Genomic DNA, 17,255 nt, shown 5'->3' on the forward strand with positions numbered 1-17,255 from the left:
TCTGAAGAGTCTTGAGTGGCTCCGACCACTCAAGGAGGCCCGGCGCATGACCTCGCTCGAAGCGGTGTCGAGTTATCTGCCACCCGCCATGTCCGTGGAAGAACTGCGTGAACCGCTGGGTCTGACGGACCAGCAGGTACGCAGGTTCACCAGGCTCTACGGCCTGGAGCAAATCTGCCAGGCGCCTGACCAGTCCGAGGTCGAGCTGCTGCTCGCGGCGGCCGGGAAGCTGGAGGCGCTCGCAGGCCAGGAAGACCGCGTGCGCTACGTGGTGCGCGCCAAGGGGCTGCGCACCACCGCGCCCTACCCGGTCAGCCCCCTCCAGCAGGTGCGTGAGGCGCTCGGCCTGCGCCACGCGACCGTGTTCTCCGTGGCCGACCACGGCTGTGCGACCGGACTGCTCGCCCTCGACGTGGCGGGCACCCTGCTGGCCGCCGACCCCGGCGCCCTCGCCCTGGTCCTGGCCGGCGACAAGACGTTCACCCCGTTCTCCCAGTGGGTCGAGGACGTCTCCATCATGGGCGAGGGCATGACGGCCCTGCTCGTCAGCGCGGACGGCCCCCGTGACCGGGTGCTGGGCTACCAGGCCCGCATCATCGGCCGAGACGACGGCGTGATCGACCTGGACCCCGAGGGGGCCAGGGAGGCCAAGCGTATCTACCAGGACGTCATGTCCGAGGTCATCCACGAGGCGCTCGCCGCCGCAGGGATCGGCGTCGGCGACCTCGACCTCGTGCTCCCGCACAACGTCAACCGCGTCTCGTGGACGGTCGCCGCCAAGAACCTCGGCATCTCCCAGGACCGCATCTTCCTGGAGAACATCGCGAAGACCGGCCACTGCTTCTGCGCCGACCCCTTCGTCAACTACCAGTCCGCGCGCGAACTCGGCCTACTGCGGCCCGGAGGCTTCTACCTGATGACCTCCGCGGGCCTCGGCCAGTCGTTCGCGGCGGCCGTGCTCCAGCACTGACACCGAGAGGACGGCACATGAGCGGCACACTCCCGGGCTTCCGAGCGCGGCTCGCGACAGCCCTGACCGGGGCGCCCGAGACCCCGCTGCTGTTCCTCGGCAACTTCGAGGTGGAACAGCAGTGGGCGAAGGGCGAGCACACCCTGCCACGCCTGTCGGCCGCGACGGCCGGCGCCGTGGTCAACCACATGGACGAGTTCGCCCTGTTCCTCGGCGGCGCCGACGACCACGTCGTCCTCAAGACCCGGCCGGACGACGACTACCTCGCCTTCCTCACCGGTCTCGGCATCGCCCTGCCCCGCATCCACGTGCCCGGCCGGCAGGAGCCGCAGCGCACGGTCACCGAGGACGCCCTCGACGCCCCGGCGCTGCTCACGGCCCTGTCCGCGCTGGCGGCCCAGGGCTGCCAGGTCACCGCGCACGGCATCTCCGCGGACGAGCGGCGCTTCACGGAGGTGACCGGACTGCCGCTGGCCGGGCCGGGACCGGACGTCTGCAAGGCGGTCAACAGCAAGGTGTACAGCCGCCGCGTCGCCGACGAGCTCGGGCTGCGCCAGCCCCACGGCTGGGCCTGCGAGACGCTCGACGACCTCGCCGGCGCGTTCGCCGCCGCCACCGACGACAGCGGGACGCGGTACGTGGTCAAAGAGGCGTTCGGCGTCTCCGGCAAGGGCATCGCGGTCCTGGAGAGCCGGCGCAGGGCCGACCGGATCCTCGGCATGGTGCGCAAGCAGGCGGAACGCTCCGGGAACGGGAGGGTCGCCTTCGTCGTCGAGGAGTGGGTGGCCAAGGAGACCGACCTGAACTACCAGTTCACGGTCGGCCGCGACGGCTCGGTGCGTTTCGACTTCGTCAAGGAGCAGCTCACCGAGGGCGGTGTGCACAAGGGGCACCGGATGCCCGCCCGGCTCTCCGCCCTCCAGCGGGACGAGGTCCGCGACGCCGCCGAGCGGCTCGGCAAGCGCCTCGCCGCCGACGGCTACGTCGGGGTCGTCGGCGTGGACGCCATGATCGACCCCGAGGGCGGGCTCTACCCGGTCGTGGAGATCAACGCCCGGCACAACATGTCGACCTACCAGGTCGGTCTGGAGGAGCGGTTCGTCCGGGACGGCCGGATCGCCGTCGCCCGCCACTACCCGCTCCGGCTCACCGCCCCCCTGTCGTTCGCGGAGACCCGGGACCTGCTCGACGGACTCCTCTTCGACCCGGACCGGGGGACCGGCCTGCTCGTCAACAACCACGCCACGGTCAACGGGGGCTTCGCCGAGACGGCGGAGCAGGCCGCGCCGACCGTCGACGGACGCCTCTACGGAGTCCTCGTGGAGGCCTCGGACGCCCGCGTCGGCACCCTCGACACGGAGATCGCCGCGCGACTCGCGGCACGGAAGGACAACGCGGCATGACCACACGACACGAGGTCCAGGGAATCCCCGTCTCCGAACTCGCCGAGACCTACGGCACCCCGTTCTACCTGTACGACGGGGACGCGCTGGAGGGACGGATGCGGGAGCTCCGCGAGGCCTTCGACCCCCGCCTGGAGATCTTCTTCTCCCTCAAGTCCAACCCGAACGTCGCCGTCTGCGCCCTGCTGCACGCGCACGGCGCCCGCGCCGAGGTCTGCTCGCTGACCGAGCTCCTCACCGCACGCCGGGCCGGCGTCGCCCCCGAGGACATCATCTTCCTCGGCCCGGGTAAGAGCCGCGCCGAACTGACCGCCTGCCTGGACGAGGGCGTGGCCGCCGTCGTCTGCGAATCGCTCCAGGAACTCGCCGTCATCGACGAACTGGCCCGGGAGCGCGACGAGCGGGCGCCTGTCGCCCTGCGCGTCAACCCCGGCTTCTCGGTGAAGGGCTCCGGCCTCACCATGGGCGGCAAGCCCCGCCAGTTCGGCATCGACGAGGCACAGCTGTTCGCCGAACCCGACCTCGCGCAGCGCTTCCCGCACGTCCGGCTGATGGGTGTTCAGGTCTACATGGGCACCCGCATCCTCAGCGAGCAGTCCGTCGTCGAGAACTCCACGCGCATCGTCGAGCTGGCCGAACGCCTCTCCGCCGCGCTCGGCTTCGACCTGGACCTCGTCGACATCGGCGGCGGCCTCGGCGTCGCCTACTTCGACGGCGAGAGCGACCTCGACCTGTCCGTCCTCGCGAAGGGCCTCAACCCCGTGGTGGCCGGCTTCGCCGGCCGCCACCCGCGCACCCGGCTCGTCATGGAACTCGGCCGCTACCTGACCGCCGAGGCCGGCACGTACGTCCTGCGCGTCCGGTACGTGAAGACCTCGCTCGGCGAGCGCTTCGCCGTCACCGACGGCGGCACCCACCACCACATGGCGGCGGTCGGCATCGGCTCCTTCGTCAAGCGGAACTTCCCGATGCGCCTGATCAGCGGCGCCGGCGACGAGACCGGCACGGAGACGTGGAACGTCACCGGACCGCTGTGCACCCCGAACGACACCCTGGCCAAGAAGATCGCGCTGCCGCCCCTCGCCCCCGGCGACCTGCTCGGCGTGGAGCGCTCCGGCGCGTACGGCCCCACCGCGTCCCCCGTGAACTTCCTCAGCCACGGCTACCCCGCGGAGGTGCTCGTCGTCGACGGACACGCCCACCTCGTCCGGGAGGCCGACCGCCCCGCCGATCTCCTGAGCAAGCAGCGGCTCCCGGCGGCCGTGCTCCAGGCACGCGCCACCGCCGCCAACTGACCCCGACCACCGCCGGAAGGACTCCCGCCATGACCGCTCCGACCACCACCGACCGCGCCCGGATCGTCTCCGAGATCTCCGCGGCCCTCCACGACGTGCTCGACTACGACCTGCCGGAGCTGACCGAGGACTCCCGGCTCTTCGACGAGCTGGGTCTCGACTCGACGGGCGTCTTCGAGATGCTGATGCGTCTGGAGGAGTCGCTGGACATCGAGTTCGACACGGACTCGCTGGAGATGGCGCACTTCGCGAGCGTGCGCTCGCTGACGGACTTCATCGCCGCCGAAACGGGTGCCCGCGGATGACCGTGCAGCCCGCCCCGGCACCCCGCGCCGCCGAGGACACCGGGGTGTTCCCGCTGCCCCTGGCCGCGGCCGTGCACCGTACGTTCCCCGAGGGCCCGGCACGGATCGACGACGCCTTCTCTGCCCGGCACTTCGCCGACCTCACCACCCTTTACGGGGTCGAGCACCGCCCCGAGGTCGCCGCCCGCGGCACCGGCAACACCTTCGCCGTCATGGCCGCGGCGCTCCTCGCCGACCTGTCGGCCGGGCCCGTCGACGCCGAGCTCGTCGTCGTCGCCCACACCACCCCGGACCTCGACTGCCGGCTCGCCGCGGTCACCGCCCTGTCCGTGCTCGTCCCCGGTGACCCGCAGGTCCTCACGGTCGCCGACTGCGGCACCGCGGCTCCCTTCGTCGCCCTGGAACTGGCCGGCCGGTACGTCCGGCGGCAGGGCTACCGCTCGGCCGCCGTGTTCGTCCTGGACCAGGCGACCCTGCCGTACGAGACGGGCCGCGACCTCGCCGGGGACGCCGGAGTCGCCCTGCTGTTTAGCGCCGACGGAGCGGCCGGGGAGCTGGCGGTCCGCCGTGCCTCCGGCGTCGGCCCCGACGACGTGCCGGGCCTGGCCCCGGCGCTCCTCGACGGCCTCGGCTACGACCCGGACGGCCCCCTCGTCCTCGGCCCCGGCCTCGACGCGGACAGCGGACCGGCCGGCCACACCGGCCGCCGGCTGCGGGCCCCGGCCGGGTTCCCGGCCTCCGCCACCCTGACCGAACTGGTCGCCGAGGCACGGCGGGCCCCGCACGAGGGCCGCCTCGCCCTGCTCGACCACGACCCGGAGACCGGCGAACTCAGCGCCTGCCTGGTCCGGAGAGACACATGACCACGCTCGCGCCCGACGACACGGCGCTGACCGGACACGTCCACGCCACGGCCCGGCACGAGGGGTTCGCCCCCGCGCTCGCCGCGCTCGGCTCCGCCGTCCTGCCCGGCCTGCTGCCGTGCGGACCCGCCGGGCACGCCGTCGTGGACGCCCGGACCCACGCCGAGGCCGACGAGGTATGGATCGGCGGTCTGCGCCACCCCCGCGAGCGCCGCCGGGAGACCGCGCCGGCCGGGACGGACCTGCCGGGCGGCCCCGTGCTCACGACCCGGGTCACCCGGCCCGGACCGGACGACGCCGACCGCCCGGACGCGGCCGGCCGGGCCCGGAGCGCCGCGTACGCCCTCGGTCTGGTGTGGCTGCGCCTCGGACTCTCCGAGGGCCTGCGGGCCGCCTGCGTCGTCCGTCTCGCGCACCGGCGGACCGGGGACTCCACCCTGCTCCAGCAGCAGCTGGTCAAGGGCACGATCGCCGACGTCCTCGTCGAGCACCTGGAGGTCCGGGCCGTCCTGACCGGCGCCGCCCCGGGCGACCTCGACACCGGCATGCTGCACCACCTGCACCGCCGGATCACCGCCGCCGACCGCGAGCAGGTGCGGCTGCTCGGTGCCTCCGGCTACCTCAGGAACAGCCCCGGCATGACCGTCCACGTCTCGGAGCTGCTCGCCGAGGCCCACACCGGCGGGGAGGTCACGCCGTGAACCACGTCGACGCCCGCCTGGCGGCGCTCCGCGGCCGGCTGCGCGAATGGGGCGCGGACCTGCGCCCGCTCGCGCTGGAGATCGACCGCGACCCGGAGGCCGTCCGCCGCCACTTCGACCTGCCGGCCGTACGCCATCTCGCCACCATGGGCATCCCCGCCGCGTACGGACACGAGCCGGAGAAGATCGACGGACACCGCTTCTACGGCGACTCCGCCCTCGAACGCGCTGTCGTCATGGAGGAGTTGGCCTGCGCCGACGTGGGCACGCTCGTCGCCGCGCCAGGACCGCTCCTCGCCGGGGTCGCCGTCGGCCTCTTCGCCGACGAGGCCCAGAAGCACTGGTTCTACGGCCGGATGCTCAGTGAGCCGCTGTGGACCTGCTTCGCCCTCACCGAACCGGACGGCGGCTCGGATGCCGCCGCGCTGCGCACTATCCTCACCCCCACCCCCGGGGGCGCCCTGCTGAGCGGCGAGAAGCGCTACGTCGGCAACGCCTCGCGCGCCCAGCTCGGCGTGGTGTTCGCCCGCAGCAGGCCGGGACCGCTCGGCATCACCGCCGTCCTCGTCGACACGGCCGACCCCGGCTTCCGCGCCGAACCGCTCGACATGATCGGACTGCGCGGCGCCCGGATCAGCTCCATCGTCATGGACCGCGTCCCCGTCCCCGAAGAACGCTTCCTCGGCCGGCACCTGCCCGCCACCCGGCGCGGCGTGTGGGCCTTCGTGCAGACCTTCAACCTGCTGCGCCCCGGCGTCGCCGCCATCTCCGTCGGCATCGCCCGCGCCGCTCTCGAATACGTCACCGCCCACCGCGGCACCCTGCGCGCGGCCGAACGCGAGCGGCTCGACGACCTCCGCCGGCGCGTCGACGCGGCGCGCCTCCTGGTGCACCACGCGGCGGCCGCCGTCGACGCCCGCGGCACCGACGGCCACCTGGCCTCCGCCGCCAAACTGCGCACCGCCGCACTCGCCGAGGACATCACCCTGGCGGCCTGCTCCTTCTTCGGTCCTGGCGCCCGCCTCGACCAACCGCTGCTCGACAAACTCACCCGGGACGCCCGGGCGATGGAGTTCCTCGAAGGCACCGCGCACATGCAGCGACTGAACCTCTTCCAGGGGCTGCTCGGCGGGAAGATCGACCGCGCCGCACCGCCCCTCGCCACCCGCTGACAGTGCCGTCCCGTCAGCGGTGGATCAGCCTGCCGTCAGGGCCCGGCGCAACCATGCACTCATCGTCCTCGGCCGAGCCGAGCACGTCATCGTTTGAGAATGAGGTGGACACAGCCATGGAGAAGCCGTCCCCGGCTTTCGCAGTGATACCGGGCGCGCAGGTCCAGGCCGCCCTCACCGGCCGCGAGAAGCAGGTCGTGGAGATCGTGGAGGATGCCTACCGGCTCCACGGAGCGGGCCGGACCGTGAACCCGCCCTCCTACTTCCTGCGCTTCCCCGACCGGCCCGACGCGCGGATCATCGCGCTGCCCGCCTCCTGCGGCGGAGACGTCGGCGTGGACGGCATCAAATGGATATCGAGCTTCCCCGGGAACATCGCCTCCGGTCTGCCCCGCGCCTCGGCCGCCCTCCTCCTGAACGACCCCGTCACGGGCTATCCGTTCGCCTGCATGGAGGGCTCCATCATCAGCGCCGTCCGGACCGCTGCGTCCGCCGCGCTTGCCGCCGACCGGCTCTCCCAGGGCCGTCCCCGGCCGCTGCGGCTCGGCATCGTGGGCACCGGACTCATCGCCCGCTACGTCCACACCTTCCTGGCCGCCACCGGCTGGGAGTTCGAGCACGTGGGCGTCCACGACCTGCGCCCCGAGTACGCGCGCGAGTTCCGCGTCTACCTGGAGCAGAGCGGCGAACGGGCCCCCGTCACCGTCCACGACACCTCCGACGACCTGCTGCGCTCCTCCGACCTCGTCGTCTTCGCCACCGTCGTCAGCGCACCGCACGTCACCGACCCCGAACTCTTCGCGCACCGCCCGCTCGTCCTGAACGTGTCGCTGCGCGACCTGGCACCCGAGGTCGTCCTGGCCTCGGCCAACATCGTCGACGACATCGAGCACTGCCTCAAGGCCGACACCTCGGTGCACCTGGCCGAACAGCGCATGGGAAACCGCGATTTCATCGCCGGTACCCTGTACGACGTGATCACCGGGTCCGTACGGCCCGATCCGTCGCTCCCGCTGGTGTTCTCCCCCTTCGGGCTCGGTGTGCTCGACCTCGCCGTCGGCAAGTACGTCCACGACCTCGTCCGCGACGCCGGTGAACTCCACGTCGTCGACGACTTCTTCCACGAACTGGACCGCTACGGACAGCGGCAGACCACCACGGGCTGAACACGCGCGCATCGGGCGGGAGTAGACGCATGCCAGTCATCACGACGCCGCAGGAATTCGACATCGACGACCTTTTCGTCGACGTCCGGCGGGTCACCGGATATCCCCTCTACCTGAAATGTGAGGGCTTCAACTTCGCGGGCTCGGTCAAACTCCGCGCCGCGAACGAGATGGTGGAGTCCGCCGAGCGCGCCGGGGCGCTCCGCCCCGGAATGACCATCGTCGAAAGCTCGTCCGGCAACCTGGGGGTGGCGCTCAGCCTGGTCGCCGTCAGCCGGGGCTACCGGTTCGTCTGTATCACCGACTCACGGTGCACCCAGGCGTCCCGCAGGCTGATGCAGCGGCTCGGCGCCGACGTACGTGTGGTCTCCCGGCCGCACCCCGAACGGGGGCTGCTCGGCGCGCGCCTGGACCTGGTCCGCCGGCTGTGCGAGGAGCACGACGACTACCACTGGCTCAACCAGTACGCCAACACGGGCAACTGGACCGCGCACTACCAGTCGACCGCCCCGCAGATCGCGAAGGCCTTCCCGGACCTGGGCGTCCTCTTCGTCGGCGCGGGCACCACCGGCACCCTGATGGGCTGCGCCCGCTTCTTCCGCGAGCACAACCCGGCGGTGACCATCGTCGCCGTCGACGCGGCCGGCTCGGTCAACTTCGGAGGCGAGCCCGCCCCCCGGCTCATCCCCGGCGTGGGCACGAGCGTGCGGCCCGCCCTCCTGGACGCCTCGCTCCTCGACGACGTCGTCATCGTCCCCGAGAAGGACACCGTGCGCGCCTGCCGGGCGCTGCTGCGCGAGGGCTTCCTGCTCGGCGGCTCCACCGGCACCGTGCTCAGCGGCGCCGTCCGCTGGCTGCGCGAGAACCGCCCCGGCGCCGGCGGACTGACCGCCGTCGCCATCGCCCCCGACCTCGGCGAGCGGTATCTCGACACCGTCTACGACGACGCCTGGGTCGGCGAGGCGTTCGGCCCGGAGACCCTCACCGAGGACCCCTTCGCGCCGCCGCCCGCCCCGAGGGCCCCCGGCCACCGCCCCCCGCACGCCCAGCCCGCACCGCACCATCCCGCCGATCCCGTCCGGGTCGGCCCGACCTCCCCTGGGAGCCTGTGATGACATCGACTCCGGGCGCCGGACCGGCGCTCACCGCGGGCCAGGTGGAGATCTGGCTCGACGCGCGGGCCGCGGGCCGCGGCAGCGCGTACAACTCGGCCGGATACCTGGACATCCGGGGCCCGCTCGACACCGACCGCTTCCGCACCGCGCTCCGCCGGCTCGTCGACGAGGCCGAATGCCTGCGCGCCCGCTTCACCGACCGCGACGGCGAACCGCACCAGACCGTCGAACGGCTCCCGGAGCCGCCGCTGACCGAGCTCGACCTGCGGCACGCGGAAGACCCCGCCGAGGCCGCCCGGGAATGGATGGCGCAGGACCTCGCCGTCCCCATGGGCCTCGACGACTTCCCGCTGATGCGGACCGCCGTCCTCACCGTCGCCCCCGACCGCGCCTTCTTCTACCTGTGCGTGCACCACCTGCTGTGCGACGGCTTCAGCCAGACGGTCCTGTGGCGCCGGCTCGCCGAGCTGTACGCCGCCGACGCCGACGGCACCGCGCCCGGCACCCCGCTGCCGCCCCTGCGCGAGCTGGTCGACGCCGAGACTGCCTACCGCGCGTCAGGAGCCGCCCGCCGCGACGCGGAGTTCTGGCAGCGGCGCTTCCCCGAGCCGCCGGAACCGGTCACCCTGTCCCGCAGGCCCCCCGCCGCCGGACACCCCAGCGGGTTCCTGCGCCACTCCGTCGTCCTGCCCGATGCGACGGTACGAGCCCTGCGCGACACCGCCGGCCGCTCGGACGTCACCTGGCCCACCGTGGCCATGGCCGCCGTCGCCCTCTACACCCAGCGGGCGTCCGGCACCGAGGACGTGCTGCTCACCCTGCCCGCCACCGCCCGGATGAACGCCCGCCAGCGGGCCGTGCCCGGCATGATGGCCAACTACCTGCCCCTGCGCGTACCGGTGCGGCCCACCCTCACCAAGGCGGAACTGCTCCGGCTCACCTCCCGGGAACTCGCCCAGGTCCTCCGGCACCAGCGGCACCGGGTCAGCGCGATCCGCCGCGACATGGGACTGCGCAGCGACGACCGCCGCCCCTTCGGTCCCTTCGTCAACCTGCTGCCGCAGCAGACCGGACTCGACCTCGGCCCGTGCACGGCCGAGGTGCACAACCTGTCCACCGGCCTCGTCGACGATTTGATGGTCACCCTCGTCGAGACACCCGGCGACGGCATGGAGATCCACCTCAACGGCAGCCCCGGCCGCTACGGCGACGCCGAGACCGCCCGGCACCTCGCCCGGCTCGCCGCCTTCGTCGGACGGTTCGCCGAGGCCGCGGGCGAGGAGCGCGTCGGCGGCCTGGACATCCCCGGCGACCTGCCCGACGCCCCCACGGCTGAGAGCCGCACCGCCTGGCTGCGCACCGCCTCGGGACCCGAGCGCCCCGCCGACCTCACCTGCGTCGTCGAGCGCGTCCGGGAGCAGGCCGCCCGCCGCCCCGACGCGGTCGCGGTCGAGGACGACGACGCCCGCACCACGTACGCCTCCCTCGTCGCCCGTGCCTCCGCGCTCTCCCGCACCCTCCCCGGCACGGGCCTCGTCGGCATCCTCGCCACCCCCGGCGCCGGCTACCTGGCCTCGGTGCTCGCCGTCATCGGCGCCGGCGGCGCCTACGTACCCCTCGACACGCACGCGCCCGTCGCGCGCACCGCCGCCCTGCTTGCCGACAACGGCATCGACCACCTGATCGCGGACGCGCCCCACCGCCGCCTCGCCGAGCAGGCTGCCGCGGCCGCCGGGCGGCCCGTGCGGATCGTCACCCCCGACGGCGCCGAGGACCCCCTGGACGGCCTCGCGCCGCTCGTCGGCGCACCGCTCGACCTCGCCTACGTGATCTTCACCTCCGGCTCCACCGGGCAGCCCAAGGGCGCCATGGTGCACCGCGCGGGCATGGCCAACCACCTGCTCGCCAAGGTCGACGAGCTGGCGCTGACCGAGCGGGACACGCTCGTGCAGAACGCCCCCGTCACCTTCGACATCTCCGTCTGGCAGATGCTCACCCCGCTCGTTGTCGGCGGCCGGGTGCGCGTCGTCGGCCGGGACACCGCCGCCGACCCCGACCTCCTGTTCGCGCTCGCCGCCGCCGACGGCGTCACCGTCCTCGAGGTCGTACCGTCCCTGCTGCGCGCCGCCCTCGACGCCTGGGACCTCACCGGCGCCGGCATGGACCTGCCGGTCCTGCGCCACCTCATGGTCACCGGCGAGGCCCTGCCCGCCGACCTCTGCCGCCGCTGGCTCGCCCACCACCCCGGGACGCCCCTCGTCAACGCCTACGGGCCCACCGAGTGCTCCGACGACGTCACCCACGCCCGCATCGTGCACGCCCCGGCCTCCGACCGGCCCGTCCCCATCGGCGCCCCCGTCCGCAACACCCGCCTGTACGTCCTCGGCGACGACCTGCGGCCCCTCCCGCACGGCATCCCCGGCGAGCTGTACATCGCCGGCGCGGGCGTCGGCCGCGGCTACCTCGCCGACCCGGCCCGCACCGCCGGCACCTTCGTCCCCGACCCGTACGGTCCCGCCGGCACCCGCATGTACCGCACCGGCGACCGCGTCCACTGGGACGACGACGGCGAACTCGTTTTCCTCGAACGGCGGGACCACCAGGTGAAGATCCGCGGCCACCGCATCGAACTCGGCGAGATCGAGACCATCCTGCGCCGCCACGAGGACGTCGCCGACGCCGTCGTCACGGTCACGGCCGACGCCTCCGGCGGCAAGCACCTCGTCGGCCACTGCGTCCCCCGCGAGCACACCGCCCTCGACACCGGAGCGCTCCGCGCGCACCTGGCGGCGCACCTGCCCGCGTACATGGTGCCGCAGCACCTCCTCGTCCTCGACGCGCTGCCGCTGACCGCCCACGGCAAGGTCGACCGCAAGGCACTGCCCCTGCCCCCGACCGGCCGCGCGAGCACCGCCCCCGACCCGGCCACCCCCCGCTCCCGCGGCGAGGAGATCCTCCGCGCCGTCTTCACGGAGGTCCTCGGAGTCCCCGCCGGCCCCGACGACAACTTCTTCGAGCTCGGCGGCGACAGCATCACCGCCATCCAGGCGGTCAGCCACGCCCGCAAGGCCGGCCTCGCCGTCACCCCGCTGCTGATCCGCAAGCACGGCACCCCCCGCGCCGTTGCCGCCGCCACCCCCGCCGACGGGCCCGCCCGCCCGGCCGGCCCCGCCCAGGACGGCACCGGCGAGATCGAACTCGCCCCGATCGCCCACCAACTGCGCGAGGACCTCGCCGCCCTCGACGAACGCTCCCGCGAGTACAGCCAGTTCGTCGTCCTGCGCACCCCGGTAGGACTCGGCGTCGAAGCCCTCCGCGCCGCCGTCGACGCCCTCCTCGACCGACACGCCGCCCTGCGCACCCGGCTCACGGTCCCCGTCGAGGGGCTCTGGTCCTTCGAAGCGCTCCCGCCGAGCGCGGTCACCGCCGCCGACCTCGTCCGCCACGTCGACGCGTCCTCCCTCGCCGACGACCCCCGGGCCCTGGCCGACGCCGTCCGCGAGCAAACCGACCTCACCCGCGCCCGGCTCTCCCCGGACACCGGCCAGGTCACCCAGCTCGTCCTGCTCGACCGCGGCCCCGGCCGCTCGGGCCGCCTGGTCTGGCTCACCCACCACCTGTGCGTCGACGGCGTCTCCTGGCGCGTCCTCGTCTCCGACCTCGCCCGCGCCGTCGCGGGCGACAGCCCGGACCCCGTCCCCACCTCGTACCGTGAGTGGACCAGCAGACTGGGCGCCCATGCCAGGACCGCCGAACGGGTCGCCGAGTTCCCCCTGTGGAACGAACAGTTCGCTGCCGGCACCGCACCGCTCGGCGACCGCCCGCTCGACCCCTCGCGCGACGTCTACGGCACCGCCCACCGCCTGCGCCTGGAACTCGACACCCGCGCGACGTCCGCCGTCCTCGCCGGCGTCCGCGGCATCCACGACGGCGAGATCAACGACCTGCTCCTCACCGCCCTCGGCATGGCCGTCGCCGACTGGCGCCGCCGCAACGGGGCCGAGCCGGCCGACACCACGGTCGAACTGGAGGGCCACGGCCGCGAGCAGTTCACCGACGACGTCGACCTGTCGCGCACCGTCGGCTGGTTCACCAGCGTCTACCCCGTCCTCCTCGGACCCGGCCCCGGCGTGGACTGGGACGACCTGTGGGCCGGCGGCGAGACCGCCGGCACCGCCCTCCAGGACGTCCGGAGCCGCCTGCGGCGACTCCCCGACCACGGCCTCGGCTTCGGTCTGCTGCGCCACCTCAACCCGCAGACCCTCCCCGCGCTCGCCCGCCACGGCGTGCCCGAGATCGGCTTCAACTACCTCGGCCGCTTCCAGACCGACGCCCCCAGCGGCGACTGGTCCCTCGTCACCGAGGACGCCGTCATCGGTACCGGCGTCCACCCCCGCATGCCGCTGCGGCACGTCCTCGCCGTCACCCCGGTCACCGAGGACCGCGCCGACGGACCGCACCTGGTCGCGGACTGGATCTGGGCCGGCGACCTGTTTCCGGACGCCGCCGCGGAGGACATCGCCCGCACCTGGTTCCGCGCCCTGGAGACCCTCGCCGGGCACGCCGCCGAGGCCGCCGCGCGCGGCCCCCGCGCCGAGATCCTGCCGCTCTCCCCGCTCCAGCAGGGCCTGCTCATCCAGGCCGAGCTGGAGCGCCACGGCACCGACAGCTACCTGCTCCAGACCGTCCTCGACATCGAGGGCCCCTTCGACACCGACGCCTTCCGCGCCGCCGCCGACGCGCTCCTCGACCGGCACCCGGGACTCCGGGTGAGCTTCCCCGAGGCGGCGCCTGACACGCAGCCCGTGCAGCACGTGGCCGGCCAGGTCCGCGCCCCGTGGACCGACGTCGACCTCACCGGGACGGCGTCGGAGGCCGAACGGGACGCCGAGTCGGCCCGGCTGACCGAGGCCGACTGGGAGCGGGGCTTCGACCTGACGACCGCGCCGCTGCTGCGGTTCACCGCGATCCGCCTGCCCGGCGACCGCATCCGGCTCCTTTGGACCCTGCACCACCTCCTCGCGGACGGCTGGTCCCTGGGGATCCTCGCCCGCGAGCTCTTCACCCTGTACGCCGCCGGCGGCGACGCCTCCGTGCTGCCGCCCGCGCCGCCCTACCGCGACTACTTCACCTGGCTCGCCGCCCAGGACACCGAGTCGGCCCGGGCCGCCTGGCGGACCGCGCTTGCCGGAGTCACCGAACCCACCCTGCTGTCCACCGGCGAGCACACCGAAGGCTCCCGCCCGCCCGAGTCCCTCGTCCACGAACTGCCCGAGGACCTCACCGCACGGCTCACCTCCTGGGCCCGCGAGCGGAACGTCACCCTCAACACGGTCCTCCAGGCCTGCTGGGCCGTGGTCCTCGGCCGCCGCACCGGACGCGGCGACCTCGTCTTCGGCACCGTCGCCTCGGCCCGCCCGCCGGAGCTGCCCGGCGTCGAGGGCATGGTCGGCCTCTTCCTCAACATGCTCCCGCAGCGGGTCACCCTCGACCCGGCGGAGCCGTTCACCGACCTCGTCCGACGCCTCTACGCCCAGCAGACCGACCTCTTGGAGCACCAGCACATCGGGCTGGGCGAGGTGCAGCGGCTCGCGGGCGCCGGAGACCTCTTCGACACGGTCTTCAGCTTCCAGAACCAGCCGCGCGCCGACCTGACCGCCCTGAACGCGCTCGTGCCCGCCCTGCGCCTGGGCGACGGCACCACCCGTCTCGCCACCGAGCGCGGGCTCGCCGTCCTCGTCCACCCCGGCCCCCGGCTCACGCTCACCCTCCAGTACCGGCCCTCCGCGCACGAGCGGTCCGCCGTCGAGGAGACGCTCCGGCAGCTGGTCGAGGTCGTCGGCACCGCCGTCACCCACCCCGGCACCCCCGTCGGACGGCTCACCCTCGACGAGTCCGCCGAGCAGCGGCGGATCGTCCAGGAATGGGGCGGCCGGGCCGACGACACGCCCCGGCCCGTCATCCCCGCCCTGTTCCAGTCCCGCGTGGCCGAGAACCCGGACGCCGTCGCCCTCGTCTCCGGCGACACCGAGGTCACGTACGACGAGCTGGACCGGCGTGCCAACCGGCTCGCCCGGCTGCTGCTCGCCCGGGGCGCCGGACCCGAGCGGACCGTCGCCCTCGCCCTGCCCGACCCCGTGGAGATGACCGCGGCCCTCCTCGCCGTCCTCAAGGCGGGCGCCGCCTACCTGCCCGTCGACCCCAAGTACCCCGCCGACCGCATCGCGTTCATGCTCTCTGACAGCGGCCCGGCGACCCTGGTGACCACCACGGAGCTGGCCGGCCGGCTGCCCGCCGCCGACTGCGACGTCCTCCTGCTCGACGGGGAGGACACGGCCGCCGCGCTCGCCGCGCTGCCCGACCACGCGCCCGAGGACACCGACCGGCCCACGGCCCTCGACCCCCGGCACCCCGCGTACGTCATCTACACCTCGGGCTCCACCGGCCGGCCCAAGGGCGTCATCGTCGACCACGCCGGATTCGCCGCCATGGTGGCCAGCCTCGTCGAGGAGTTCGACGTCGACCACCGGGCCCGCGTCCTGAAGTTCGCCTCGTTCAGCTTCGATGCCTCCGTGTGGGAGCTCAGTCTCTCCCTGCTCGCCGGCGGCACCCTCGTCGTCGCCGACGAGGACTGCCGCGTCCCCGGGAAGCCCCTCGTCGACCTGCTCCACCGGCACCGGGTCAATCTGGCCGGGCTGCCGCCGGTCGTCGTCGGCGCTCTGCCGGAGGGCTCCCGGCTCCCCGACGACCTCACCCTGATCGTCGCTGGTGAGGCCTGCCCGCCGCACGTCGTGGAACGCTGGGCCGGGCAGGTCCGCATGTTCAACGGCTACGGACCCACCGAGGCCGTGCTCGCCTCCACGGTCAGCGACCCGCTGGGGACCGCCGGCCACCCGCCGATCGGCCGCCCCACCGCCGCCCACCGCGTCTACGTCCTCGACGACGCGCTCCGCCCGGTCCCGACCGGAGCCGTCGGCGAACTGTACGTCGGCGGCAACCTCGCCCGCGGCTACAAGGACCGGCCTGCCCTCACCGCGAAGCGGTTCGTGGCCGACCCCTACGGGCCCGCCGGCGCCCGCATGTACCGCACGGGCGACCTGGCGAACTGGCGCCCCGACGGACAGCTCCACTACGTCGGCCGCGCCGACGACCAGGTGCAGCTGCGCGGCTTCCGGGTCGAACTCGGCGAGATCGAGACCGAGCTCGCCGCCCGCCCGGAGGTCCGCCAGGCCGCGGCCGTCGTCCGGAACGCCACCGGCCAGGAGGACCGGCTCGTCGCCTATGTGGTCCCCGCGACGCCCGGGGGCGTCGACGCCGCCGCGCTGCGGGACGCGCTCGCCGCCGTCCTGCCCGAGTACATGGTGCCCGCCGCGATCGTGAGCCTCGACGAACTCCCGCTCACCCCGCAGGGCAAGCTGGACCGCAAGGCGCTGCCCGACCCGGAGGAGACCCGCACCCGGCGCGGCCGCGGTCCCCGCACCCCGGCCGAGGAGATCCTCTGCGGCATCTTCGCCGAACTGCTCCAGATCACCGACGTCGGCATCGACGACGACTTCTTCGAGCTGGGCGGCCACTCCCTCCTCGCCACCCGGGTGGTGAGCCGCGCCAGGTCGGCGCTCGACGTCGAGTTGCCGATCCGCACCCTCTTCGAGGCGCGGACCGTGGCCGGCGTCGTCGCCCGCCTCGGCACCGGCGACACGGTCAGGCCCGCCCTGGCCCGCACCCCCCGCCCGGAGGCCAGCGGGCACCTGCCGCTCTCCTTCACCCAGACACGGCTGTGGTTCCTCAACCGGCTCGACCCCGGGTCGGCCGCCTACAACGTCTCCTTCGCGGTGCGGTTGTCGGGTGCGCTGGACGTGGCGGCGTTGGATGCGGCGCTGGCGGACGTGGTGGGGCGGCACGAGAGTCTACGGACGGTGTTCCCGGAGGTGGACGGGGAGCCGCGGCAGGTGGTTTTGGACGCGGCGGAGGTGTGGCCGGGTTTGGAGGCGGCCGAGGTGGACGCCGCGGGTGCGGTGTCGGTGTCGGCGGCCCGCGCGGGCCGTGGTTTCGACCTGACCACCGAGATTCCCCTCCGTGCCCACCTGTACCGCACTGCCCCCGACGAGCACCTGCTGCTCCTGGTCGTCCACCACATCGCCTGGGACGGCTGGTCCGTCGCCCCCCTCGTCCGTGACGTGTCGCGTGCGTACGCGGCGCGGTGCGCGGGTGAGGCCCCGGAATGGTCGGCACTCCCCGTGCAGTACGCGGACTTCGCGGTGTGGC

The 17,255-nt window shown here is 73.8% G+C and carries 10 protein-coding genes; all 10 read left to right on the forward strand.

Annotation, left to right across the window (positions count from 1 at the left end; genetic code table 11):
* The first annotated feature begins 46 nt into the window (after positions 1-46).
* Complete coding sequence (locus ACFW22_RS26770; protein ID WP_386409190.1) at positions 47-970, forward strand: 3-oxoacyl-[acyl-carrier-protein] synthase III C-terminal domain-containing protein; 924 nt, start codon at positions 47-49, stop codon at positions 968-970.
* Positions 971-987: 17 nt separating this feature from the next.
* On the forward strand, positions 988-2,373 hold the full coding sequence (locus tag ACFW22_RS26775; RefSeq protein ID WP_386409192.1) for an ATP-grasp domain-containing protein: 1,386 nt from the start codon (positions 988-990) through the stop codon (positions 2,371-2,373).
* Positions 2,370-3,668, forward strand: a complete 1,299-nt coding sequence (locus ACFW22_RS26780; protein WP_386409194.1) for a type III PLP-dependent enzyme — start codon at positions 2,370-2,372, stop codon at positions 3,666-3,668. The genes ACFW22_RS26775 and ACFW22_RS26780 overlap by 4 nt, the downstream gene beginning before the upstream one ends.
* A 29-nt stretch (positions 3,669-3,697) precedes the next feature.
* Positions 3,698-3,973 carry an acyl carrier protein gene (locus tag ACFW22_RS26785; protein WP_032767757.1) on the forward strand — a complete coding sequence of 92 codons (276 nt, stop codon included), beginning with the start codon at positions 3,698-3,700 and terminating at the stop codon, positions 3,971-3,973.
* Positions 3,970-4,836 carry a hypothetical protein gene (locus ACFW22_RS26790; protein ID WP_386409196.1) on the forward strand — a complete coding sequence of 289 codons (867 nt, stop codon included), beginning with the start codon at positions 3,970-3,972 and terminating at the stop codon, positions 4,834-4,836. Before ACFW22_RS26785 ends, ACFW22_RS26790 begins: the two co-directional genes overlap by 4 nt.
* Positions 4,833-5,537 (forward strand): hypothetical protein, encoded by a 705-nt coding sequence (locus tag ACFW22_RS26795; RefSeq protein WP_386409198.1) that lies wholly within the window; start codon positions 4,833-4,835, stop codon positions 5,535-5,537. The genes ACFW22_RS26790 and ACFW22_RS26795 overlap by 4 nt, the downstream gene beginning before the upstream one ends.
* Positions 5,534-6,709 (forward strand): acyl-CoA dehydrogenase family protein, encoded by a 1,176-nt coding sequence (locus ACFW22_RS26800; protein ID WP_386409200.1) that lies wholly within the window; start codon positions 5,534-5,536, stop codon positions 6,707-6,709. The genes ACFW22_RS26795 and ACFW22_RS26800 overlap by 4 nt, the downstream gene beginning before the upstream one ends.
* A 116-nt stretch (positions 6,710-6,825) precedes the next feature.
* Positions 6,826-7,875, forward strand: coding sequence for a 2,3-diaminopropionate biosynthesis protein SbnB (gene sbnB / locus ACFW22_RS26805; protein WP_386409202.1), 1,050 nt, complete (start codon positions 6,826-6,828; stop codon positions 7,873-7,875).
* A gap of 29 nt (positions 7,876-7,904) precedes the next feature.
* Positions 7,905-8,987, forward strand: a complete 1,083-nt coding sequence (gene sbnA / locus ACFW22_RS26810) for a 2,3-diaminopropionate biosynthesis protein SbnA (protein WP_386409204.1) — start codon at positions 7,905-7,907, stop codon at positions 8,985-8,987.
* The coding region (locus tag ACFW22_RS26815) for an amino acid adenylation domain-containing protein (protein ID WP_386409206.1) at positions 8,987-17,255 on the forward strand (8,269 nt) is incomplete at its 3' end. The genes sbnA and ACFW22_RS26815, both read left to right, overlap by 1 nt.

The sequence above is a fragment of the Streptomyces sp. NPDC058872 genome, from assembly GCF_042743065.1.
In the GTDB taxonomy this organism is placed as follows: Bacteria; Actinomycetota; Actinomycetes; order Streptomycetales; family Streptomycetaceae; genus Streptomyces.